This is a genomic window from Caldimonas sp. KR1-144, from assembly GCF_049446155.1.
Taxonomy (GTDB): Bacteria; Pseudomonadota; Gammaproteobacteria; order Burkholderiales; family Burkholderiaceae_C; genus Rivibacter.
On the sequence record NZ_JBMSEE010000008.1, the window covers coordinates 63,369 to 85,802 of the forward strand.

General features: G+C 70.0%; 19 protein-coding genes and 1 riboswitch. Of the genes, 14 read left to right on the forward strand and 5 right to left on the reverse strand.

Annotated elements, in window-relative coordinates; all coding sequences use genetic code 11:
- Positions 1–12: 12 nt before the first annotated feature.
- From ACO2TI_RS17960 to ACO2TI_RS17970, 3 genes are read right to left on the reverse strand one after another with little or no spacing between them, the layout of a single operon-like run.
- A complete protein-coding gene (locus ACO2TI_RS17960; protein ID WP_423286502.1) occupies positions 13–1,278 on the reverse strand; it encodes an FIST signal transduction protein in 1,266 nt (421 codons plus the stop codon).
- The gene (locus tag ACO2TI_RS17965) at positions 1,275–1,961 is read right to left on the reverse strand and encodes a PhaM family polyhydroxyalkanoate granule multifunctional regulatory protein (RefSeq protein ID WP_423286504.1); all 687 of its coding nucleotides are present in this window, start codon (positions 1,959–1,961) and stop codon (positions 1,275–1,277) included. The genes ACO2TI_RS17960 and ACO2TI_RS17965 overlap by 4 nt, the downstream gene beginning before the upstream one ends.
- Positions 1,962–2,007: 46 nt before the next feature.
- Positions 2,008–2,994, reverse strand: a complete 987-nt coding sequence (locus tag ACO2TI_RS17970) for a fumarylacetoacetate hydrolase family protein (RefSeq protein ID WP_423286506.1) — start codon at positions 2,992–2,994, stop codon at positions 2,008–2,010.
- Positions 2,995–3,118: 124 nt separating this feature from the next.
- Here ACO2TI_RS17970 and ACO2TI_RS17975 point away from each other — a divergent pair, with 124 nt between their 5' ends.
- From ACO2TI_RS17975 to ACO2TI_RS17985, 3 genes are all read left to right on the forward strand, one after another.
- On the forward strand, positions 3,119–4,237 hold the full coding sequence (locus ACO2TI_RS17975; protein ID WP_423286508.1) for a DUF3108 domain-containing protein: 1,119 nt from the start codon (positions 3,119–3,121) through the stop codon (positions 4,235–4,237).
- Between the two features lie 86 nt (positions 4,238–4,323).
- Positions 4,324–4,605 (forward strand): BTH_I0359 family protein, encoded by a 282-nt coding sequence (locus tag ACO2TI_RS17980; RefSeq protein WP_423286510.1) that lies wholly within the window; start codon positions 4,324–4,326, stop codon positions 4,603–4,605.
- A 59-nt stretch (positions 4,606–4,664) separates the two neighbouring features.
- Positions 4,665–5,738 carry a homocysteine S-methyltransferase family protein gene (locus tag ACO2TI_RS17985; RefSeq protein ID WP_423286512.1) on the forward strand — a complete coding sequence of 358 codons (1,074 nt, stop codon included), beginning with the start codon at positions 4,665–4,667 and terminating at the stop codon, positions 5,736–5,738.
- 1 nt (position 5,739) lies between these two features.
- Here the strand turns inward: ACO2TI_RS17985 and ACO2TI_RS17990 are convergent, their stop codons facing one another.
- Positions 5,740–6,282, reverse strand: coding sequence for a hypothetical protein (locus ACO2TI_RS17990; RefSeq protein WP_423286514.1), 543 nt, complete (start codon positions 6,280–6,282; stop codon positions 5,740–5,742).
- Positions 6,283–6,382: 100 nt separating this feature from the next.
- Positions 6,383–6,472, forward strand: a riboswitch (S-adenosyl-L-homocysteine riboswitch).
- Positions 6,473–6,554: 82 nt separating this feature from the next.
- Between ACO2TI_RS17990 and metH the strand changes: the two genes are divergently transcribed.
- Both metH and ACO2TI_RS18000 read left to right on the forward strand, forming a co-directional pair.
- Complete coding sequence (gene metH, locus ACO2TI_RS17995) at positions 6,555–9,287, forward strand: methionine synthase (protein WP_423286516.1); 2,733 nt, start codon at positions 6,555–6,557, stop codon at positions 9,285–9,287.
- Between the two features lie 154 nt (positions 9,288–9,441).
- Entirely contained in the window at positions 9,442–10,053 is a 612-nt protein-coding gene (locus ACO2TI_RS18000; protein WP_423286517.1) for a glycine zipper 2TM domain-containing protein, read from the forward strand.
- Positions 10,054–10,060: 7 nt separating this feature from the next.
- Here ACO2TI_RS18000 and ACO2TI_RS18005 read toward each other — a convergent pair whose 3' ends face one another.
- Positions 10,061–11,581: a YifB family Mg chelatase-like AAA ATPase gene (locus ACO2TI_RS18005; RefSeq protein ID WP_423286519.1), complete on the reverse strand. Its 1,521-nt coding sequence runs from the start codon at positions 11,579–11,581 to the stop codon at positions 10,061–10,063.
- Positions 11,582–11,807: 226 nt separating this feature from the next.
- On the opposite strand from ACO2TI_RS18005, the gene ACO2TI_RS18010 reads away from it, so the two are divergent.
- The 9 genes from ACO2TI_RS18010 (at position 11,808) to ACO2TI_RS18050 (ending at position 22,434) form a co-directional block, all read left to right on the forward strand.
- A complete protein-coding gene (locus ACO2TI_RS18010) occupies positions 11,808–12,563 on the forward strand; it encodes a TorF family putative porin (protein WP_423286521.1) in 756 nt (251 codons plus the stop codon).
- Positions 12,564–12,592: 29 nt separating this feature from the next.
- On the forward strand, positions 12,593–12,931 hold the full coding sequence (locus ACO2TI_RS18015; RefSeq protein WP_423286523.1) for a P-II family nitrogen regulator: 339 nt from the start codon (positions 12,593–12,595) through the stop codon (positions 12,929–12,931).
- A 35-nt stretch (positions 12,932–12,966) separates the two neighbouring features.
- Positions 12,967–14,493, forward strand: a complete 1,527-nt coding sequence (locus ACO2TI_RS18020; protein ID WP_423286737.1) for an ammonium transporter — start codon at positions 12,967–12,969, stop codon at positions 14,491–14,493.
- A gap of 153 nt (positions 14,494–14,646) precedes the next feature.
- Positions 14,647–15,942, forward strand: coding sequence for a glutamate--cysteine ligase (gene gshA / locus ACO2TI_RS18025; protein ID WP_423286525.1), 1,296 nt, complete (start codon positions 14,647–14,649; stop codon positions 15,940–15,942).
- 155 nt (positions 15,943–16,097) lie between these two features.
- Complete coding sequence (locus ACO2TI_RS18030; RefSeq protein ID WP_423286527.1) at positions 16,098–17,984, forward strand: potassium transporter Kup; 1,887 nt, start codon at positions 16,098–16,100, stop codon at positions 17,982–17,984.
- Between the two features lie 61 nt (positions 17,985–18,045).
- Entirely contained in the window at positions 18,046–19,230 is a 1,185-nt protein-coding gene (locus ACO2TI_RS18035) for a benzoate/H(+) symporter BenE family transporter (RefSeq protein ID WP_423286529.1), read from the forward strand.
- Positions 19,227–20,198 (forward strand): glutathione synthase, encoded by a 972-nt coding sequence (gene gshB, locus ACO2TI_RS18040; protein ID WP_423286530.1) that lies wholly within the window; start codon positions 19,227–19,229, stop codon positions 20,196–20,198. Before ACO2TI_RS18035 ends, gshB begins: the two co-directional genes overlap by 4 nt.
- 54 nt (positions 20,199–20,252) lie before the next feature.
- Entirely contained in the window at positions 20,253–20,525 is a 273-nt protein-coding gene (locus tag ACO2TI_RS18045; RefSeq protein WP_423286531.1) for a DUF4242 domain-containing protein, read from the forward strand.
- Between the two features lie 31 nt (positions 20,526–20,556).
- Positions 20,557–22,434 (forward strand): ATP-binding cassette domain-containing protein, encoded by a 1,878-nt coding sequence (locus tag ACO2TI_RS18050; protein WP_423286532.1) that lies wholly within the window; start codon positions 20,557–20,559, stop codon positions 22,432–22,434.

Genomic DNA, 22,434 nt, shown 5'->3' on the forward strand with positions numbered 1-22,434 from the left:
GGGTGGTCCATTTCAGGCCGCCTCAGTGAACACCGTCAGCACGCCGGTGTAGCCATAGAGATGGCGGTGGCCGATCTCGCCGGCCGCGAAGAAGCCGGCCAGCGGGACGTCGCCCAGCGCGTGGCGCAGGATCTGCAGCTCGGCCGACGGCGCGCCGAAGTGCGGACCGCCGCGCCCGGTGCAGCTCGCGTACAGCGCGCCGACGATGCGGCGCGCGCCGGGCCAGGTGGGCGCGACCTCGTGCTCGGCCGGCGTGCGCGCGGCCGCGGCGCGCGCAGGGCTGGACGCGGCGGCGACGGCATAGGGCAGCTCCTCGGGCTCGAGCTCGCTGCGGATCTCGGCGGCGATGCGCATCAGGTCGCGCCGCGCGGCGTCAGCGTCGCGGCGGCAGAACGCGAGCTGCCAGCCGGGCTCGGCAATGTCCGCGATCGCGACGCCGCGCCGGCCGGGGTCGATGCCGACCAGATGGCGCACGCGCACGTCGCGGCCGAACTGGCCCGGACGCTCGAGCGCGGTGTCGCCCGGCTCGCTCAGGCCGACCAGGGTCTGGCGCATCATCGACAGCGCCTCGCGCGGATGCGTTTCGTCGGTGCCCAGGTCGGCGAGCAGGCAGTCGAGCGCCGGCTGGCCGTCGAGCGCGAACGCGACGTTGCGCTCGGACTCCGTGATGTGGCGCGACGGGCCGATCGGCTGGCAGCCCTGGCTGACGCGCGAGATCAGCGCCGCGCCACGCGCAAAGGCCACGCCCGACAGGCCGCCTTCCCAGATGCCCTCGCCCGGGCCGTGCTCGTGCTCGTCGCAGGCCAGCGTCAGCGTGCGCGTGCGCGACGAGGCCAGGCCGCCGAACAGGTAGCCGCTGGCGACGCGCTCGCTCAGCTCGCCGAGCAGGCCAGCCAGCTCGGGCGTGGCGGGATCGGCATGGACCTGCGCGGTGTGCGCGACGAAGCCCTCGTCGTCGGCCAGCGGGCGCAGGCCCGACCAGACGCGAAACTGCTCGCGCGGCAGGTCGCCGACCATCACCACGATGGCCGGCTCGTCGATGTACTCGACGCCGCTCGCGCACACGCCGACGCCGACCGCGCCGACCCACGCGCAGCCCGGCCAGCGCTGGCGCAGCGCGTCGAGCAGGTGCTCGGCATGCGGCGCATGGTGGTCGGCCAGGTAGCACCAGCCGATCGTCGGTTGCGCGGGCGCCGTGGCGTCGAGCTGCGCCAGCACCAGCGACAGCGCCGAGCGCCAGTCGGGGTGCGTGGCATGCGCCGCGGCGAACCGGCTCATCTCGGCCCCGCTCTTCGGCGCGGCGCGGCCTTGGCCTTGGTCTGCGCGGCCTTGCGCGCCACCGTGCCGGCCACCTCGGCGGCCTTGCGCGCCGGCGCCATGCCGGCGTTGATGCCGGCATTCACGCCGGCCTTGAGCGTCTTCTCGGCGGCGCTGACGCCTTGTTTGACGAGGCCGGCGGCGAGGTTCTTGGCCGAGTCGCCCGCGGCATCCTTCATCGCCTGCGTCGCCAGCGTCGTGAACTGCTGGGTCAGCGCGCCCCACCACTGCATCGGGTCGACGACGCCGGAAGACGCGGTGTCGGCCTTGCTCGCCTTCTTCTTGGGCGCGCTTCGTTTGGCCGCGCCGTTGGCGGGCTTGTCCGCGGCCGGCTCCTCGGGCAGCTTGACCTTGACCGCATCGCGCAGCTCGGCGACCGGCACGTTCATCGACTGCAGCGTCGACAGCGTCATGCGCTGCACCTCGAGCGCCTGGATGGTGGCGCCGAGCATGCGCGCGTTCTGCTCGAGCCAAAACTGCACCGTGCGCAACTCGTCGATGCGCTTCTCGAGCTCCTCGGGATTGAGGGTCGGTGCGACCCACTGGCCGATGTTGGGCAGCACCGAGCCGGCGTTCTTGACCAGTCCTTGAAGGAAGTCGAAGCCGGGCACGAGCTTGGCGAAATCGGGCACGGTAGCGGCCATCGTTGTCTCCGCGGCAGTGGGTGTGAGTCGATTGTGCTCCGGCGGTTCATTCGACGAGCGAGGCCACGCTCTGCTCGATCGCGCCGAACACGCTCTGGCCATCCCGGCCGTTCATCTCGATGCGGATCGTGTCGCCGAAGGCCATGAACGGGGTCTTGGGCTCGCCCGATTCGATGGTCTCGATCGCGCGCTTTTCGGCGATGCAGCTGTAGCCCTTGGACCAGTCCTTGTTGCTGACGGTGCCCGAACCGACGATCGAGCCGGCGCGCACGTTGCGCGTTTTCGCGATGTGCGCAATGAGCTGGCCGAAGTGGAACGTCATCTCGGGGCCGGCGTCGCAGTGGCCGACCTTGCGGGCGTTCCAGACGCTTTGCAGCGTCAGGTGCACGCGCCCGCCGCTCCAGGCCTCGCCGAGCTCGTCGGGCGTGGCGGCGACGGGGCTGAACGCGGTCGCCGGCTTGCTCTGGAAGAAGCCGAAGCCCTTGGCCAGCTCGGCCGGGATCAGGTTGCGCAGCGACCAGTCGTTGGCGAGCATCAGCAGGCGCACGCTCTCGAGCGCCTCGTCGGGCGTGGCGCCGATCGGCACATCGCCGGTGATCACCGCGACCTCGGCCTCGAAGTCGATGCCCCACTCCTCGCTCGCGAAGCGCGCGTCGTCGCAGGCGCCGAGGAAATCGTCGCTCGCGCCCTGGTACATCAGCGGGTCGCTGTAGAAGCTCTCGGGCACCTCGGCGTTGCGCGCCTTGCGCACCAGCTCCACGTGATTGATGTAGGCCGAGCCGTCGGCCCACTGGTAGGCGCGCGGCAGCGGCGCCATGCACAGCGCGGGATCGAACGGGAAGGCATGGCGCGCCTTGCCCTGGTTGAGCGTGCGGTACAGGTCCTCCAGCTGCGGGCTCAGAAAGCCCCAGTCGTCGAGCACCTGCTGCAATCGGCTGGCGATGCCGTTGGCGTAATGGGCGGTCGTGAGGTCGCGCGAGACGACGACGAGCTGGCCGTCGCGCGAGCCGTCCTTGTAGGTGGCGAGTTTCATGCCGGGAGTGTAGGCAGCGTGCGCGGCGGTCGGCCCGATCGGCAAGCCCTGCGTTGAAGCAGGGACGCCGGGCGGCATGCGACGATGCCGCTCGCGCCCTGCCCCGATCGATGGACCTGCCCCGATGACGACACGCCGCCGCTTGCGCTGGACTCTTGCCCTGCTGGCCCTGGGCGTGGCGCTGGCCCACCTGGGGCTGCTGGGCTTGGGCGGCGAGCGCGCTGCACCTCAGCCGACGGTCGCAGCGCCGGTGGTGCTGGCGGCGGTGCCCGTCGAACCCGCACCGCCCGCGGCCGCCGCTCCCGCCGCGATGCCGGCCGTGCAGCCGAAGCCGGTGCCGCGCCGCGCGCCGGCGCAGTCGCCCGCGCCGCCCATGCCGCGCGAGGCACCGGCGCCGGTGCGGGACGATCCCCCGGTCGCCCCCATCGAGCCCGTATCCGACGATGCCGCACGTCCGACGCTCGCCGCCGACTTGCCCGTCGAGACTGCCGCAGCCGACGACGCGCCGCCGGCGCGCCTGCTCCCGGTGGCCGGCGGCGCGATGAGCCCGCAGGCTTCGGCTGCGCTGGCCGAAGCGCTGGCGTCGCCGCCGCCGGTCTACCGCACGCGCATTCCGCCGGCCGCGAAGCTGACCTATCGGCTCACGCGCTCCGGTTTCACCGGCACTGGCACGCTGGACTGGAAGCCCGACGGAGGCAGCTACACGCTGCGCCTCGAAGGCAAGCTGCCGCTGCTCGGCACGCTGATCACGCAGGTCAGCCGCGGCGGTTTCGACCGCGCCGGGCTGGCGCCGCTGCGCTTCACCGACAAGCGCATCAGCAAGTCGGAACAGGCCGCCAACTTCCAGCGCGGGCGCGGCCAGATCAGCTTCTCCGGGCCGTCGTGGGAGTTGCCCATCCTGGCCGGCACGCAGGACCGCCTGAGCGTCATGGTGCAGCTCGCCGCGGTGGCCGGCGCCTGGACGCGCGCGCCGGCCACCGGCGAGCAAGTGCAGGCCTACGTGGTCGGCGCGCGCGGCGACGGCGACGTGTGGACCATCCGCTACCTCGGGCGCGAAGCGGTGCGCACGGCCGACGGGCGGATCGTCGATTCGCTCAAGTTCCTGCGCGAGCCCACCTCGCCGCACGGCACGCGCGCCGAGTTCTGGCTCGACCCGGGCAGCGGCTTCCTGCCGGTGCGCGCGCGCCTGACCGACGGCTCTGGCGACGCCCTGGAGCTGCTGCGCGACGCCGGGGCCTCCTGACGACCCCCCGGACCGCGGCACCGTTCGACCATGGGCTTGAAACTTGCTGCGGGGCCCTCAACTCCCAGCAACAGGAGTTCCACCGAATGCTGATGCTCTACAACTCGGACCATTTCGCGGTCGTGCAGATCGAGATCGCCGCCGAAGGCGAGATCGCGCCGGCCGAGGGCGTGCCCGCGCTCACGCGCGGCGGCTACGAAATCGTCGACAAGCACGCTCGCAAGGAGCTGTTCCTCGAAGGAGCGATGGCCGAGCAGTTCAAGCTCGGTGTCGAGAAGCTCATCGAGACCGAGCCGAGCGAAGACGACATCGACGCCTTCCTGGCGCGCTTCACGACGCTGGCGACCCAGCCGGTGGTGCTGCACTGACGCTTGGCTGAATGTCCCGAACCGAAAGCGGCCCAAGGGCCGCTTTCTACAATCCGGGCATGACTGCCCGCCCCATTGCCGCCAAATCGGCCCCGTTCACGCGCGCTGCGCGCCTGCCCGAGCTGCTTGCGCAGCGCATCCTCGTGCTCGACGGCGCGATGGGCACGATGATCCAGCGCTACAAGCTCGGCGAGGCCGACTACCGCGGCGAGCGCTTCAAGGACCACCCCAAGGACCTCAAGGGCAACAACGAGCTCCTGCAGTTCACGCGCCCGGACGTGATCCGCGAGATCCACGAGCACTACCTGGCGGCCGGCGCCGACATCATCGAGACCAACACCTTCGGCGCGACCTCGGTCGCGCAGGAGGACTACGGCCTCGAATCGCTGGCCTACGAGATGAACGTCGAGGCCGCCAAGATCGCGCGCGCGGCCTGCGACAAATTCTCCACGCCCGACAAGCCGCGCTTCGTCGCCGGCGCGTTCGGACCGACGCCGCGCACCGCGAGCATCAGCCCGGACGTCAACGACCCCGGCGCGCGCAATGTCGACTTCGACACCTTGCGCGAGGCCTACAAGGAGCAGGGCCGCGGCCTGCTCGACGGCGGCTGCGACCTGTTCCTGGTCGAGACGATCTTCGACACGCTCAACGCCAAGGCGGCGATCGTCGCGATCGACGAGCTGTTCGAAGAGACCGGCGAGCGCCTCCCGATCATCATCTCGGGTACCGTGACCGACGCGTCGGGACGCATCCTCAGCGGCCAGACGGTGACCGCGTTCTGGCACTCCGTGCGCCACGCGCAGCCGATCGCGGTGGGCCTGAACTGCGCGCTGGGCGCCGCGCTGATGCGGCCCTATCTCGAGGAGCTGCACAAGGCCGCGGGCGACACCTGGATCTCCTGCTACCCGAACGCCGGCCTGCCCAACCCGATGAGCGACACCGGCTTCGACGAGACGCCGCCGGTGACCGGCGCGCTGGTCGAGGAGTTCGCGAAGAGCGGCATGCTCAACATCGCCGGCGGCTGCTGCGGCACGACGCCGGAGCACATCGCCGAGATCGCCAAGCGCGTGAGCGCCTACCGGCCGCGGGTGCGCGAGGAGCGCTGGCTGAGCGGATTGGCGCAGGCGGCCTGAGTCAGTTCGAGCCGGCGGGGCGGTCCGAGATCACGATCTCGACGCCGAACGCCGTGCCGCGCGCCGCGCTGACGATGCGCGAGCCGACGATGCCCTTGACCAGCAGGTGCTGCTTCACCGCGGCCGCGCGCTGGTCGCCCAGCGCCGCGGGGCCGGTCTCGTCCGCCGGTGCGCCGATGCGCAGCTCGGTGCTGGCGGCATAGGGTTTGAAGCCGATCGCCAGCTGGTCGAGCGCGGCGGCGAGCGCGGGCTTGACGCTCGCGCGGCCGGCATCGAACGAGAACTTCATCGGCACCTCGACGCGCAGCGTCTTGTCGCTCATCGCCTCGATCACCACCGGCGTGCCGCCCAGCGCGTCCTTCAGGCGCTTGCGCTGGGCCTCGAGCGCTGGCGACAGGCCGTAGCCGAACAGGCCGCCGAACGGCGAGGTCGATGGCGTGGGCGCCGGCGCGCCCGGCGTGCCGGGCTTCGGCGACGGGGCGGTGGCGCAGGCCGCGAGCCACAGGGCCGAGACGGTGACAAGGGCGAGTCGGTTCTTGTTCATGGGACGAGCAGGTTGCGGCGGGCATTGCAACCGCGCGAGGCCCGCCACGCAAGGCGTGGGAGGCAATTCTTTGTAAACCGTGCCCCCGTACAATCCCGTATCCCTCGAGGAGCGTTGCGACGGGCGCGTGCCCGCCAGGCTCGAGACGGCCGCGGCCCGCCCGCGGCCGACGCAACGGCGCTCACCCCTGCCGTCGTCGCGACGGGCTGCGGGTGGGCCGCAGCCGCCGATGTCGGGCCCATTGCCGAACGGCCGAATGGCCGAATGCCGATATGAGCGCTGCCGATTCCGTTCTCACCCAAGTGCCACCGATGCGCCTTTCCGGGCTCGAGCCCGTGGCCATCGGCGAGGGCACGCTGTTCGTCAACATCGGCGAGCGCACCAACGTCACCGGCTCCAAGGCCTTCGCGCGCATGATCCTCGAAGGTCGCTACGAGGATGCGCTGGCGGTCGCGCGCCAGCAAGTGGAAAACGGCGCGCAGGTCATCGACGTCAACATGGACGAGGCGATGCTGGATTCACAGGCGGCGATGGTGCGCTTCCTGAACCTGATCGCCTCCGAGCCCGAGATCGCGCGCGTGCCGATCATGATCGACTCGTCGAAGTGGTCGGTGATCGAGGCGGGCCTGAAGTGCATCCAGGGCAAGGGCATCGTCAACTCGATCTCCATGAAGGAGGGCGTCGAGGAATTCAAGCGCCAGGCCAAGCTGATCCGCCGCTACGGCGCGGCCACCGTGGTGATGGCCTTCGACGAGCAGGGCCAGGCCGACACCTTCGCGCGCAAGACCGAGATCTGCGAGCGCGCCTACCGCATCCTCGTCGACGAGGTCGGCTTTCCGCCCGAGGACATCATCTTCGACCCCAACATCTTCGCGATCGCCACCGGCATCGAGGAGCACGCGAACTACGCGGTCGACTTCATCGAGGCGACCCGCTGGATCAAGAAGAACCTGCCGGGCGCCAAGGTCTCGGGCGGCGTCTCGAACGTGAGCTTCAGCTTCCGCGGCAACGAGCCGGTGCGCGAGGCGATCCACACCGTGTTCCTGTACCACGCGATCCAGGCCGGCATGGACATGGGCATCGTCAATGCCGGGATGATCGGCGTCTACGACGATCTCGACGCCGAGCTGCGCGAGCGCGTGGAAGACGTCGTGCTCAACCGGCGGCCCGACGCCACCGAGCGCCTGCTCGAAGTCGCCGAGGCCGTGAAGGGCGCGGCCAAGGACGACAGCGCGCGCCTTGCGTGGCGCGCCGGCACGGTGCAGGAGCGCCTCTCGCACGCCCTGGTGCACGGCATCACCGACTTCATCGTCGAGGACACCGAGGAGTGCTGGCAGGCCATCAAGGCCGGCGGCGGACGCCCGCTGCACGTGATCGAAGGGCCGCTGATGAGCGGCATGAACATCGTCGGCGACCTGTTCGGCGCCGGCAAGATGTTCCTGCCGCAGGTGGTGAAGTCGGCGCGCGTGATGAAGCAGGCCGTGGCTCACCTCGTGCCCTACATCGAGGAAGAGAAGCGTCAGATGGCCGCCGCCGGCGACGACGTGCGCAGCAAGGGCAAGATCGTCATCGCGACCGTCAAGGGCGACGTGCACGACATCGGCAAGAACATCGTCACCGTCGTGCTCCAGTGCAACAACTACGAGGTCGTGAACATGGGCGTGATGGTCCCGTGCCAGGACATCCTCGCCAAGGCGAAGGTGGAAGGCGCGGACATCGTCGGCCTGTCGGGCCTGATCACGCCCAGCCTCGAGGAGATGCAGCACGTCGCGGCCGAGATGCAGCGCGACGACTACTTCCGCATCAAGAAGATCCCGCTGCTCATCGGCGGCGCCACCACCAGCCGCGTGCACACCGCGGTGAAGATCGCGCCGCACTACGAAGGCCCGGTGGTCTACGTGCCCGATGCCTCGCGCAGCGTGGGCGTGTGCTCGGAGCTGCTGTCGGACGACCGCGCGGCCAAGTTCATCGACGAGCTCACCGCCGACTACGTGCGCGTGCGCGAGCAGCATGCGAACAAGAAGGCCACGCCGCTGGTCACGCTGGCGGCCGCGCGGGCGAACAAGACGCCGATCGACTGGTCCGCGTACCGCCCGGTCGCGCCCAAGTTCCTCGGCCGACGCGTGTTCCGCAACTACGACCTTGCCGAGCTCGCGGCCTGCATCGACTGGGGCCCGTTCTTCCAGACCTGGGACCTTGCCGGTGCGTTCCCGCAGATCCTCAAGGACGAGATCGTGGGTGCCGAGGCGCAACGCGTGTTCAGCGACGGCAAGCGCATGCTGCAGCGCGCGATCGAGGGCCGCTGGCTGCAGGCGCACGGCGTGATCGGCCTGTACGCGGCGAACCAGGTCGACGACGATGACATTGCGTTCTACGCCGACGAATCGCGCACCGAGCCGCTGATGACCTGGCACGGCCTGCGCATGCAGAGCGAGCGTCCGGTGGTCGATGGCGTGAAGCGACCGAACCGCTGCCTGTCGGACTTCGTCGGGCCGCGCGGCGTGGCCGACCACGCCGGCATGTTCGCGGTCAGCATCCACGGTGCCGAAGCGAAGGCCAAGCAGTTCGAGGCCGATCTCGACGACTACGGCGCGATCATGATCAAGGCCATCGCCGATCGCCTCGCCGAGGCCTTTGCCGAGCGCCTGCACCAGCGCGTGCGTACCGAGTTCTGGGGCTATGCGCCGGACGAAGCGCTGAGCAACGAGGACCTGATCGCCGAGAAGTACCAGGGCATCCGGCCGGCACCGGGCTATCCGGCCTGTCCCGACCACACGGTCAAGCGCGCGCTGTTCGACACGCTCGCCGCCGACGAGATCGGCATGGCCTTGACGGAGCACCTCGCGATGACGCCTGCCGCGGCCGTCAGCGGCTTCTACATCGGCCATCCCGAGGCGGCCTACTTCAACGTCGGCAAGGTCGGCGAGGACCAGCTCGAAGACTGGGCCCGGCGCCAGGCGCTGGCGCTCGATGACGCGCGCCGCGCGCTCTCGCCCGTGCTCTGAGCGCGGTCACGACATCACCGCTTGGTGTCGGCTGGTAACGGGCCGCCGGCCGCATTGACCGCTGGTTACCGCTGCGGTGAGCCGCGCCTCGGGCTCGTGCGTGATGTCAGGTGCAATCTCGACTGAACATGAACCCGACAACAAGGAGCCGCTCATGAACACGCTGCCGAACCCGTCTTCCGCCCCTGGCGCCGTCGTGCCGACGCGTGGCACGAGCATGCTGGCCTGGATCGCCGGCGCCGCCGTGCTGGCGATCGCCGGCGTGGCCGGTGCCGTGGCGCTGCAGCGCGCGAACGCGCCGCAAGGCGAGCCGGTCGAGGCCAAGGCCTCGCTGGCGTCGAACGAGAAGCTGATCCAGGGCCAGGACGAGAAGCCGCGCAGCAGCAATGCCTCGCCGCGTCCGGCGCCGGCGGCCAAGTCGGTGGCGCAGGCGCCGGTGTGCGCGGTGTGCGGCACGGTGGAGTCGGTGCAGGCCGTCAAGCAAAAGGGCGAGGGCACCGGCGTCGGCGCGGTCGGCGGCGCGGTGGTCGGCGGCGTGGTCGGCCACCAGATGGGCGGCGGCCGCGGCAAGGATGCGCTGACGGTGCTGGGCGCGGTGGGTGGCGCCGTCGCGGGCCACGAGATCGAGAAGAACGTGCGCGCCGAGACGGTCTACACCGTGAAGGTGCGCATGGACGACGGCACGCTCCGCACGCTCACGCGCAAGGAACCGGTGTCGGTCGGCTCGCGCGTGCGGGTGGAAGGCAACTCGCTGAGCGCGGTCTGATCCGCGTTCATGCCGACTGCGCCAAGCCGCGGCGCAGCTGAACCGCCTCGGCGACGTCGCTCGCCGACACCTCCGTGCGGCCGGCCAGGTCGGCCGCCGTGCGGGCCACGCGCAGCACGCGGTGATAGCTGCGCGCCGACCATCCCAGGCGCTGCGCCGACGACTGCAGGAAGCGGATCGCCGCGGCATCCGCGCGGGCGTGATCGTCGAGCGATGCCGCGCTCAGCGCGCCGTTGAGCCGCCCTTGCCGCGTCAGCTGCCGCTCGCGCGCCTGCGCCACGCGCGCGGCAACCGCCGCGCTGGGCTCGCCGTCGGGCGCCTGCGCAAGCGAGGCCGGCGCCAGCGCGGGCACCTCGACCTGCAGGTCCAGCCGGTCGAGCAGCGGGCCCGACAGCCGCGACTGGTAGCGCGCGATCTGGTCCGGCGAGCAGCGGCATGCGCGCAGCGCGCTGCCGGCATGGCCGCAGGGGCAGGGATTCATCGCCGCGACGAGCTGGAAGCGCGCCGGGTACTCGGCCCGCCGGGCGGCGCGCGAGATCGTGATGCGACCGGTCTCGAGCGGTTCGCGCAAGGCCTCCAGCGCCGCGCGCGCGAACTCGGGCAGCTCGTCGAGGAACAGCACGCCGTGGTGGGCGAGCGAGATCTCGCCCGGTCGCGGTGGCGAGCCGCCACCCACCAGCGCGACGGCCGAGGCGCTGTGATGCGGTGAGCGCACGACGCGCTGGCGCCAGCGCCGCGCATCGAACGCCCCGGCGATGCCGAGTACCGCGGCCGACTCGAGCGCGGCGGGCTCGTCGAGCGGTGGCAGCAGGCCGGCCAGGCGCTGCGCGAGCATCGACTTGCCGCTGCCCGGCGGCCCGATGAACAACAGGCTGTGGCCACCGGCCGCGGCCATCTCGAGCGCGCGCTTGGCCACCGCCTGGCCGCGCACCTCGATCAGGTCGGCCGGCGCGTCGGGCGCCGCGTGTTCCGGCGGCCGGGCGACCGGCAGCGGCTGGGCGGCGTCGCCCGGCAGCAGCGCGCGCACCACGTCGAGCAGGTGCGCCGCGCTGCGCGGCGCGAGGCCCGGCACCAGCGCGGCCTCGCCGGCATTGGTCGCCGGCAGCACGAGCTCCCGTTGGCTGGGGCGGCCGTGCCGCAGCGCGAGCGCCATCGCCAGCGCGCCACGCACCGGGCGCAGGTCGCCGGCCAGCGACAGCTCGCCGGCGAATTCGAAGGCGTCGAGCCGAGACGCTTCGACCTGGCCGCTGGCCGCCAGGATGCCGAGCGCGATCGGCAGGTCGAAGCGCCCGCCTTCCTTGGGCAGGTCGGCCGGCGCGAGATTGACCGTGATGCGCTTGTTGTGCGGGAACTCGAGGCCGCTGGTGGCGAGCGCCGCGCGTACGCGTTCGCGGGCTTCCTTGACCTCGGTGTCGGCCAGGCCGACCAGCGTGAAGCTGGGCAGCCCGTTGGCCAGGTGCACCTCGACGGTGACGGGCGCCGCGGCAAGCCCGTCGAGGGCGCGACTGTGAACGATGGCGAGCGACATGGGGCGTGATCCTGGCCGCCGGCGGCGCGCGCCGCATCCCGCTTCGGGGTGGGTGCGCCGACTTGGTGCAAGAGCGGGCGCGCGCACACGCAAATGGGGCGCCAAACGGCTCCGAATGCCCCGCGAAGGGACGCGGCTCCCCGTTGTGGCGCAGTGGCACGGATCATGCAAAGCGCCCTCGCCCTCCTGTCCGTCCAACCTACACACCACTTCTGGAGATCGACCGATGACGTTCCCGCTGAAGAAAGTGGCGCTGGCCGCGGCCCTGGCCGCTTCACTGCCCACCCTCGCGCATGCGGCCGACTGGACCATCACCGGCAACGCCGGCCTGTTCTCGGACTACCGCTTCCGCGGCGTCTCGCAGACCAACAAGAAGCCGGCCTTCCAGGGCGGCTTCGACGTCGCGCACAGCTCGGGCTTCTACGCCGGCAACTGGAACTCGAACATCGACGCCGGCTTCTTCAACGGCGCCAACCTCGAGATGGACTTCTACGGCGGCTACAAGGGTGCCGTCGGGGACTTCGCCTACGACGTCGGCGTGCTGTACTACTACTACCCGGGCAGCGGCGCGGGCGGCACGTTCAAGATCGACAACACCGAGATCTACGTCGGCGGCAGCTACGGCCCGTTCTCGCTGAAGTACTCGCATGCCGTCAGCGACTTCTTCGGCATCGACGATTCCAAGAACAGCTACTACCTCGACGCCGGCTTCACCTGGCCGCTGGCCGAGGGCTTCAACTTCGTCGGCCACGTCGGCTACCAAGGCCTGAAGAAGAACGCCCGCGTGGTCGAGATCGACGGCAGCGGTCCGCACGACTCGATCGTCGACTGGAAGGTCGGCGTGACCTACGACCTCAGCGGCTGGGCGCTGGGCGCCAGCTACATCGGCACCAACCGCGACCTCACCGGCGGCATCGCCAGCCTCAACGCCCGCAACATCAGCGACGGCACGGTCGTGGTGTCGATCGGCAAGAGCTTCTAACCCCCCGCTTTTCCCTCAGGAGAACCTCCATGAAGATGGTGACCGCCATCGTCAAGCCGTTCAAGCTCGACGAAGTGCGTGAAGCTCTGAGCGCCATCGGCGTCCAGGGCATCACGGTGACCGAAGTCAAGGGCTTCGGTCGTCAGAAGGGCCACACCGAGCTGTACCGCGGCGCGGAGTACGTGGTCGACTTCCTGCCCAAGGTCAAGATCGAAGCGGCCGTCGACGACGCGATCGTCGAGCGCGTGATCGAGGCCATCGAAGGCTCGGCACGCACCGGCAAGATCGGCGACGGCAAGATCTTCGTCACCGGCCTCGAGCAGGTGATCCGCATCCGCACCGGCGAGACCGGCAAGGACGCGCTCTGAAGCGGCACCACCATCAAAGCCAAGAGACAACCATGATGAGAAAACTCATTGCCTCCCTCGCCGCCTCGGTGGCGTTCGGCGTGGCGGCGCTCGGCTTCGCCGGGGCCGCGTTCGCCCAGGACGCCGCCTCGGCGCCCGCCGCCGCGGCTTCGGTCGCGGCTGTCGCTGAAGCCGCATCGGCTCCTGCGGCCGCAGCTTCCGAAGCCGCCGCCGCGGCGCCCGCGCCGACCGCCAACAAGGGCGACGTCGCGTGGATGCTCGTGTCGACCCTGCTGGTGATCATGATGTCGATCCCCGGCCTGGCGCTGTTCTACGGTGGCCTGGTGCGCAGCAAGAACATGCTGTCGGTGCTGATGCAGGTCTTCGTCGTGTTCTCGCTGATCACGGTGCTGTGGTTCGTGTACGGCTACAGCCTCGCGTTCACCGAGGGCAACGCCTACATCGGCGGCCTCGACCGGCTGTTCCTCAAGGGCACCTTCGACGCCTCGACCGGCGCGTTCTCGATGGCCGCGACCTTCAGCAAGGGCGTGGTGATCCCGGAGATCGTGTTCGTCGCCTTCCAGGCCACGTTCGCGGCCATCACCTGCGGCCTGATCGTCGGCGCGTTCGCCGAGCGCATCAAGTTCTCGGCCGTGCTGCTGTTCATGGTGCTGTGGTTCACCTTCAGCTACCTGCCGATCGCGCACATGGTCTGGTTCTGGATGGGTCCGGACGCCTACACCGCGGCTGACCAGGTCGAGTCCCTCACGGGCAAGGCCGGCCTGATCTGGCAATGGGGCGCGCTCGACTTCGCGGGCGGCACCGTGGTGCACATCAACGCCGCGGTCGCGGGCCTGGTTGGTGCCTACATGGTCGGCAAGCGCGTGGGCTACGGCAAGGAAGCCTTCACGCCGCACTCGCTGACGCTGACGATGGTCGGTGCCTCGCTGCTGTGGGTGGGCTGGTTCGGCTTCAATGCCGGCTCGGCGCTCGAAGCCGGCAACAGCGCCGCGCTGGCCTTCGTCAACACCTTCGGCGCCACGGCGGCCGCGGTGCTGGCCTGGTGCGTGGGTGAGGCGCTGATCAAGGGCAAGGCCTCGATGCTGGGTGCTGCTTCGGGCGCCGTCGCCGGCCTCGTCGCGATCACGCCGGCCGCGGGCAACGTCGGCATCGTCGGCGGCCTGGTCATCGGCCTCATCGCCGGCTTCGCCTGCCTGTGGGGCGTGAGCGGCCTGAAGAAGCTGCTCGGCGCGGACGACTCGCTCGACGTGTTCGGCGTGCACGGCGTCGGCGGCATCGTCGGCGCGCTGCTGACCGGCGTGTTCAACTCGCCCTCGCTCGGCGGCCCGGGCTTCGTCAGCGACTGGGTCACGGCCACCGTGATCAGCGCTGCCGACTACTCGATCGCCGGCCAGTTCTGGATCCAGCTCAAGGCCGTGCTGCTGACCATCGTGTGGTCGGGCGTGGTCGCGGCGGTGTCGTACAAGATCACCGACCTGGTGATCGGCCTGCGCGTCACCGAGGAAGAAGAGCGCGAGGGCCTGGACATCAGCTCGCACGGCGAGACCGCGTACAGCAAGTAAGCAAGCTCGCAAGTAAGCCGCCGCTTCTCGGCGCAACGAGGCCGCCCTCCGGGGCGGCCTTTTTTCATGCGCGCTTGGAAAGCGGCCCCACGCCCTCACCTGGGAACGTCGGCTGCCTAGAATCCTTGTCCCAAGCTGTGCCGGAGTGTCTCCATGGTTCCGCATCTCATCACCGCGCTGAACGGTCCGATCAACGAGCTCGAGCAGCGCATCCTGGAGTCCATGCCGGCGATCGAACGCTGGTTCCGGCTCGAATGGATGGAGCACACGCCGCCGTTCTACACCTCGGTCGACGTGCGCAACGCCGGCTTCAAGCTCGCGCCGGTCGACACGAACCTGTTCCCCGGCGGCTGGAACAACCTCACGCCCGAGATGCTGCCGCTGGCGGTGCAGGCGGCGATGGCGGCGATCGAGAAGATCTGTCCCGAGGCCAAGAACCTGCTGCTCATTCCCGAGAAGCACACGCGCAACACGTTCTACCTGGCGAACGTGAAGCAGCTGATGCAGATCTTCTCGCTGGCCGGCCTCAATGTGCGCCTGGGCACGCTCGACGAGAGCATCACCGAGCCGACGCCGCTGACGCTGGCCGACGGCAGCACGGTCACCGTCGAGCCGCTGGTGCGCGACAAGCGCCGCCTGGGGCTTAAGGATTTCGATCCCTGCACGATCCTGCTCAACAACGACCTCTCGGCCGGCATTCCCAAGGTGCTGGAGAACCTGCACGAGCAGTACCTGCTGCCGCCGTTGCATGCGGGATGGGCGGTGCGGCGCAAGAGCCAGCACTTCGAGGCCTACGAGGAAGTCGCCAAGAAGTTCGCCAAGCTGCTGGGCATGGACCCCTGGCTGATCAACCCGATGTTCGCCAGCTGCGGCAAGGTCAACTTCAGCGAGGGTTCGGGCATCGAGTGCGTGCAGAGCAATGCCGATGCGCTGCTCGGCAAGATCCGCCGCAAGTACAAGGAATACGGCATCCAGGAGAAGCCTTTCGTCGTCGTGAAGGCCGACAACGGCACGTATGGCATGGGCATCATGACCGTGCGCGATGCGAAAGACCTCGACGAACTCAACCGCCGCACGCGCAACAAGATGAGCGTGATCAAGGACGGCCAGGAGGTCACCGAGGTCATCATCCAGGAAGGCGTGCCGACCTACGAGCGCGTCAACGACGCCGTGGCCGAGCCAGTGGTCTACATGCTCGACCGCTACGTGGTCGGCGGCTTCTACCGCGTGCATGCCGAGCGCGGCATCGACGAGAACCTCAATGCGCCGGGCGCGAGCTTCGTGCCGCTGGCCTTCGCCGAGGCGTATCACCTGCCCAAGCCGGGCGAGAAGCCCGGCGTCAGCGCGCCGAACCGCTTCTACATGTACGGCGTGATCGGCCGGCTGGCGATGCTGGCGGCGAGCTACGAGCTCGAGGCGCACGACCCGGACGCCGAGATCTACGAGTAGACGGGCCCCACGCTCGCTTCGCTCGCTGCCCCCGAGGGCTTGCGACGGGAGGATGGTGAGTTGCTGCGCCGCAACATCGGCGCCAGGCGGGGGCTGACCGGCGGCCGAAAGGCGGGCGCACAATGGCGCCCTTTGCGAAAGCCCCTCCCCCGGTCGTGACCGTTTCCCAAGCCCAACCGCCGAGCGGCGCCAAGCTGGCCGCGCTGACCCTCGGCGCCATCGGCGTCGTCTATGGCGACATCGGCACCAGCCCGCTGTACGCGCTGAAGGAAGTCTTCACCCACGGCCAGCTGGCGATCACGCCGGACAACATCTTCGGCATCCTGTCGCTGGTGACCTGGACGCTCACGGTCATCGTCTCGATCAAGTACGTGGTGCTGATCCTGCGCGCCGACAACAACGGCGAGGGCGGCCTGATCGCGATGCTGGCGCTGGCCTCGAGCGCGGTGCGCCACAAGCCGCGGCTGCGGCGCTGGCTGCTGATGGTCGGCATCTTCGGCACCGCCATCTTTTTCGGCGACGGCGTCATCACGCCGGCGATCTCGGTGCTCTCGGCGGTCGAAGGCCTGGAGGTCGCGGCGCCCGGCCTGCATCGCTACGTCGTGCCGGTCACCCTGGTCGTGCTGACGCTGCTGTTCGCGGCGCAGCGCTTCGGCACCGGCGGCATCGGCCGTCTGTTCGGCCCGATCACCGCGGTCTGGTTCGTCGTGCTGGCCCTGCTGGGGTTGCCGCACATCGTCCATAACCCGGCGGTGCTCGAGGCGCTGAGCCCGCACCACGCGCTGGCGTTCATCTGGGGCCACCCAGGCGTGGCCTTCGTGGCGCTCGGTGCGGTGGTGCTGTGCGTCACCGGCGCCGAGGCGCTCTATGCCGACCTGGGCCACTTCGGCAAGCGTCCGATCCGCCTGGCCTGGTTCGGGCTGGCGATGCCGGCGCTGCTGCTGAACTACTTCGGCCAGGGCGCGATGCTGCTCGAGCATCCCGAGAACCTGAAGAACCCGTTCTACGAGATGGCCCCGCCGTGGGCGCTGTTTCCGCTGATCGGCCTGGCCACTGCGGCGACGGTGATCGCCTCGCAGGCGCTGATCTCGGCGGCGTTCTCGGTCACAAAGCAGGCCATCCAGCTCGGCTACCTGCCGCGCCTGCGCATCACGCACACCTCGGTCAAGGACACCGGCCAGATCTACGTGCCGTTCGTGAACTGGGGCCTGTACGTGTGCATCGTGCTCGCGGTGGTGTTCTTCGGCTCGAGCACCAAGCTGGCGTCGGCCTACGGCATCGCGGTCACGGTCGACATGCTGATCACGACGACGATGACCTTCTTCGTGATCCGCTACGCGTGGAAATTCCCGTGGCTGCTGTGCGTGGCGGCGACCGGCTTCTTCTTCCTCGTCGATGCCCTGTTCTTTGCCGCCAACGCGGTCAAGATCTTCGACGGCGGCTGGTTCCCGCTGCTCATCGGCGCGGCGATGTTCACGCTGATGATGACCTGGAAGCAAGGCCGCAGGCTGATGAGCGTGCGCCTGCGCGACGAGTCGATCGACCTGCAGACTTTCCTCGACTCGGTGTTCATCAGCCCGCCCACGCGCGTGCCGGGCACGGCGGTGTTCCTGTCGGCCGAGAAGGGTTCGACGCCCAATGCGCTGCTGCACAACCTCAAGCACAACAAGGTGCTGCACGAGCAGAACCTGTTCATCACGGTCAAGCACCACGAGGTGCCCTGGATCGGCTTCGGCAAGCGCGTCGAGGTCGAGTCGCTGGGCAACGACTGCTGGCAGGTCACGCTGCACTTCGGCTTCAAGAACGAACCCGACGTGCCCGAGGCGCTGCAGCTGCTCACCACCAGCGGCATCAACCTCGACGACATGGAGACCAGCTACTTCCTCTCGCGCGACATCGTGATCCCGACCTTCGGGTCGGGCATGGCGCCGTGGCGCGAGAAGCTGTTCGCGAGCATGCACCGCAACGCAACCGCGGCGGCGGACTTCCTGAGCCTGCCGACCAACCGGGTGGTGGAGCTCGGCTCCAAGGTCGAAATCTGAGACCGGCGGGGCAATCCCCCGCGATCGCTGCGCCGAGGCCGCGCGCCGATACTCGCGGCCCATGCGCCGCTTCCTCGCCGACCTCTCCCTGCCCGCCGCCACCGCCGGCTTCGTCGCCGTGCTGGTGGGTTTCACCAGTTCGGTGGCCATCGTGTTCCAGGCCGCGCAGGCCTTCGGCGCGACGCCCGCGCAGATCAGCTCGTGGATGTGGGCGCTGGGCCTGGGCATGGGCTTGTGCACATTGCTGCCAGCGCTGTGGTGGCGCAAACCGGTGATGGTGGCCTGGTCGACGCCGGGCGCCGCGGTGCTGGCGACCGCGGGCGCCGGCTACACGATGGCCGATGCCGTGGGGGCCTTCCTCGTCTGCGGCGCGCTGATCACGCTGGCCGGCGCCACCGGCTGGTTCGAGCGCGTGATGAACCGCATCCCCATGGCGATCGCCTCGGCGCTGCTGGCCGGCGTGCTCGCGCGCTTCGGCATCGACGCGTTCGGCGCTGCCAAGAGCGCGCTGCCGCTGGTCACCGGCATGCTCGCGGCCTACCTCGTCGGCCGGCGCCTCTGGCCGCGCTATGCGGTGCCGGTGGTGCTGCTGCTGGCGATCGCCTTCGTCGCCTCGCAGGGCCAGCTGCGCACCGAGGTGATCGAGTGGAAGCTCGCCGAGCCGGTGTTCACGATGCCGCGCTTCTCGTTCGCCGCGGTCGTGAGCCTTTCGCTGCCGCTGTTCGTCGTGACGATGGCCTCGCAGAACCTGCCCGGCGTCGCGGCAATCCGCGGCTCGGGCTACGAGATGCCCGTCTCGCGCCTCATCACGATCACCGGGCTCGCGACGCTGGTGCTCGCACCGTTCGGCGCGTTTGCGCTCAACCTGTCGGCGATCACCGCGGCGATCTGCATGGGCCGCGAGGCGCACGCCGACCCGGCGCGGCGCTACACCGCTGCCGCGGTGTGCGGCGCGATCTACTGCGTGATCGGCCTGTTCGGTGCCGCGGTCACCGGCGTGCTGAGCGCCTTTCCGCGCGAGCTGGTGGTGGCGATCGCCGGGCTGGCGCTGCTGGGCACGATCGGCGCCGCGCTCGCGATGGCGCTCAAGGACGACGCACACCGCGAGAGCGCACTGATCACCTTTCTCGTCACGCTGTCGGGCGTGACGATCGCCGGCATCGGCGCGGCGTTCTGGGGTGTGGTCGCCGGCGCGATCGCGCTGGTTGTGCAACAGTGGCGGCCTCGATGGGGTGCACGCGCATGAGCAAGAAACTGCTGTTCGTCGCCGATCCGCTGGACGGCTTCAAGACCTACAAGGACTCGACCTTCGCGATGATGCGCGAGGCCGCCGCGCGCGGCCACGCGCTGCTCGCCTGCGAGCAGCGCGACCTGCGCTGGCTGCGCGGCGGGCGCGTCAGCGCGACCGCGCGCGAGATCGTGCTGACCGGCCACACCGGCCGCCCCGGCCATGACGTGCACGACTGGTACCGCGCCGGCGAGCCGCAGGCGGTGGCGCTGGCAGACGTCGACGCGGTGCTGATGCGCAAGGACCCGCCCTTCGACAGCGAGTACTTCTACGCGACCCACCTGCTCGAGCAGGCCGAGCGCGAGGGCGCGCGCGTGTTCAACCGCGCGCGAGCGCTGCGCGACCATCCCGAGAAGCTCGCGATCCTGGAGTTTCCCGAGTTCATCTCGCCGACGCTCGTCACGCGCGACGCCGCCGACGTGCGCGCCTTCCATGCCGAGCATCGCGACGTGATCCTCAAGCCGCTCGACGGCATGGGCGGCATGGGCATCTTCCGCGTGCGCGAAGACGGCCTCAACCTCGGCTCCATCATCGAGACGCTCAACCGCTTCGGCAGCAGTACCCTGATGGTGCAGCGCTTCCTGCCTGAGATCGACAAGGGCGACAAGCGCATCCTCGTGATCGGCGGCGAGCCGGTGCCGTATTCGCTGGCGCGCATTCCGCAAGGCGGCGAGGTGCGCGGCAACCTCGCGGCGGGCGGCCGCGGCGTCGCGCAGCCGCTCACCAGGCGCGACCGCGAGATCGCCGAGGCGCTCGGCCCCGTGCTCGCCGCGCGCGGCCTGCTGCTGGTGGGGCTCGATGTCATTGGCGACTGCCTGACCGAGATCAACGTCACCAGCCCGACCTGCTTCCAGGAGATCACGCAGCAGACCGGCTGGGACGTCGCGCACCGCTTCATCGACGCGCTGGAGCAGGCGCTGGCCTGATCTGCGCGATCGGCGTACTGTGCCGGCTTCTTGCTGATGCGCAGGAGGCTTGCCATGCCCAAGTACCTGATCGAGCGCGACATGCCGGGCGCCGGTGCCCTGAACGCTGTCGAGCTGCGCGAGGCTTCGCGCAAGTCGGCCGAGGTGCTGCGCGAAATGGGTTCGGAGATCCAGTGGCTGCACAGCTACGTGACCGCCGATCGCCTGTACTGCCTGTACATCGCGCCGGACGAGGCCACCGTGCAGCGCCATGCCGAGCTCAGCGGCTTTCCGGCCAGCCGCATCTCGCGCGTGCGCGCGACGATCGATCCGACCACGGCCGAGTAGCGGCACGCCAGGGCGCGGGACAATCGCGCCCATGGCCCTGCTGACCCTTTCCGACGCGCATCTCGCGTTCGGCCACGTCGCGCTGCTCGACGGCGCATCCTTCTCCCTCGAAGCCGGCGAGCGCGTCGGCCTGATCGGCCGCAACGGCACCGGCAAGTCGTCGCTGCTGAAGATCATTGCCGGGCTCGAGAAGCCCGACGATGGCACGCTGCAGCTGCAACAGGGCCTGAGGCTCGCGCTGGTGGCGCAAGAGCCGCAGCTCGACGCCGAAGCGACGGTGTTCGACGCCGTCAGCGTCGGCCTCGCCGAGGCCAAGGCGCTGCGCGCGCGCTACGAGGCCCATGCGCCCGGCGACGACCTCGACGCGCTGCAAACGCGCATCGAGGCGCTCGACGGCTGGACCTGGGAGCAGCGCGTCACCGAGACCCTGGCGCGGCTGGGCCTGGCCGCCGACGCCAAGGTCGGCCCGCTGTCCGGCGGCATGAAGAAGCGCGTCGCGCTCGCCCAGGCCCTGGTCGCCGCGCCCGACGTGCTGCTGCTCGACGAGCCGACCAACCACCTCGACCTCGACGCGATCCGCTGGCTCGAGGAACTGCTCAAGGCCTTTCGCGGCAGCGTGCTGCTGATCACCCACGACCGCGCCTTCCTCGACGCGGTGGCCACGCGCATCATCGAGCTCGACCGCGGCGTGCTGCGCAGCTACCCCGGCAGCTTCAGTGCCTACGAGGCTACCAAGCAGCGCGAGCTGGCCGACGAGGCGCTGGCCTTCGCGCGCGCCGACAAGCTGCTGGCGCAGGAAGAGGTCTGGGTGCGCCAGGGCGTGGAGGCGCGGCGCACGCGCAGCGTCGCGCGCGTCAAGCGGCTCGAGGCCTTGCGCGAGGCGCGCGCGGCGCGGCGCGAGACGCTCGGCCGCGCCCGGCTCGAGGTCGACGCCGGCGCGCGCAGCGGCAAGATCGTCGCCGAGCTGGAGAACGTGTCCAAGGCCTATGGCGGGCGCCCGATCGTGCGCGACTTCAGCGCGACGATCCTGCGCGGCGACAAGGTCGGCATCCTCGGGCCCAACGGCGCCGGCAAGACCACGCTGCTGAAACTCATTCTCGGCACGCTCGCGCCCGACGCGGGCACCGTGCGCACCGGCACCAACCTGCAAGTCGCCTACTTCGACCAGATGCGCGAGGCGCTCAACCTCGACGCCACGCTGGCCGACACCATCAGCCCGGGCAGCGAATGGGTCGAGATCGCTGGCCAACGCAAGCATGTGATGAGCTACCTCGGCGACTTCCTGTTCGCGCCGGCGCGCGCGAACTCGCCGGTGCGAAGCCTCTCCGGCGGCGAGCGCAACCGCCTGCTGCTCGCGCGCCTGTTCGCCAAGCCGGCCAACGTGCTGGTGCTCGACGAGCCGACCAACGACCTCGACATCGAGACGCTCGAGCTGCTCGAGGAGCTGCTGCAGACCTACGCCGGCACCGTCTTCCTCGTCAGCCACGACCGCCGCTTCGTCGACAACGTGGTCACCAGCACCATCGTCAGCGAGGGCGAGGGCCGCTGGCGCGAATACGAAGGCACGGTCGAGGACTGGCTCGTGCAGTCCGAGCGCGCCCGTGCGCTTCAGGCGCAGCGCGACGCGGCCCAGGCGCCGCCGGCCAAGCGTGCGCCTGCGCCGGCACCCGCGGCGCCGGCCAGGCGCGGCAAGCTCAGCTTCAAGGAACAGCGCGAACTCGAGGCGCTGCCCGCGCGCATCGAGGCGCTCGAAGCCGAGCAGCGCGATCTCGGCGAGATGCTTTCGGGCAGCGCGCTGTACACCGACACGCCGCAGCGCGTGGCCGAGGTGCAGGCGCGCTACGAGGCGATCGAGCGCGAGCTGATGGAGCTGCTCGAGCGCTGGGAAGCGCTGTCGGTGCTCACCTGA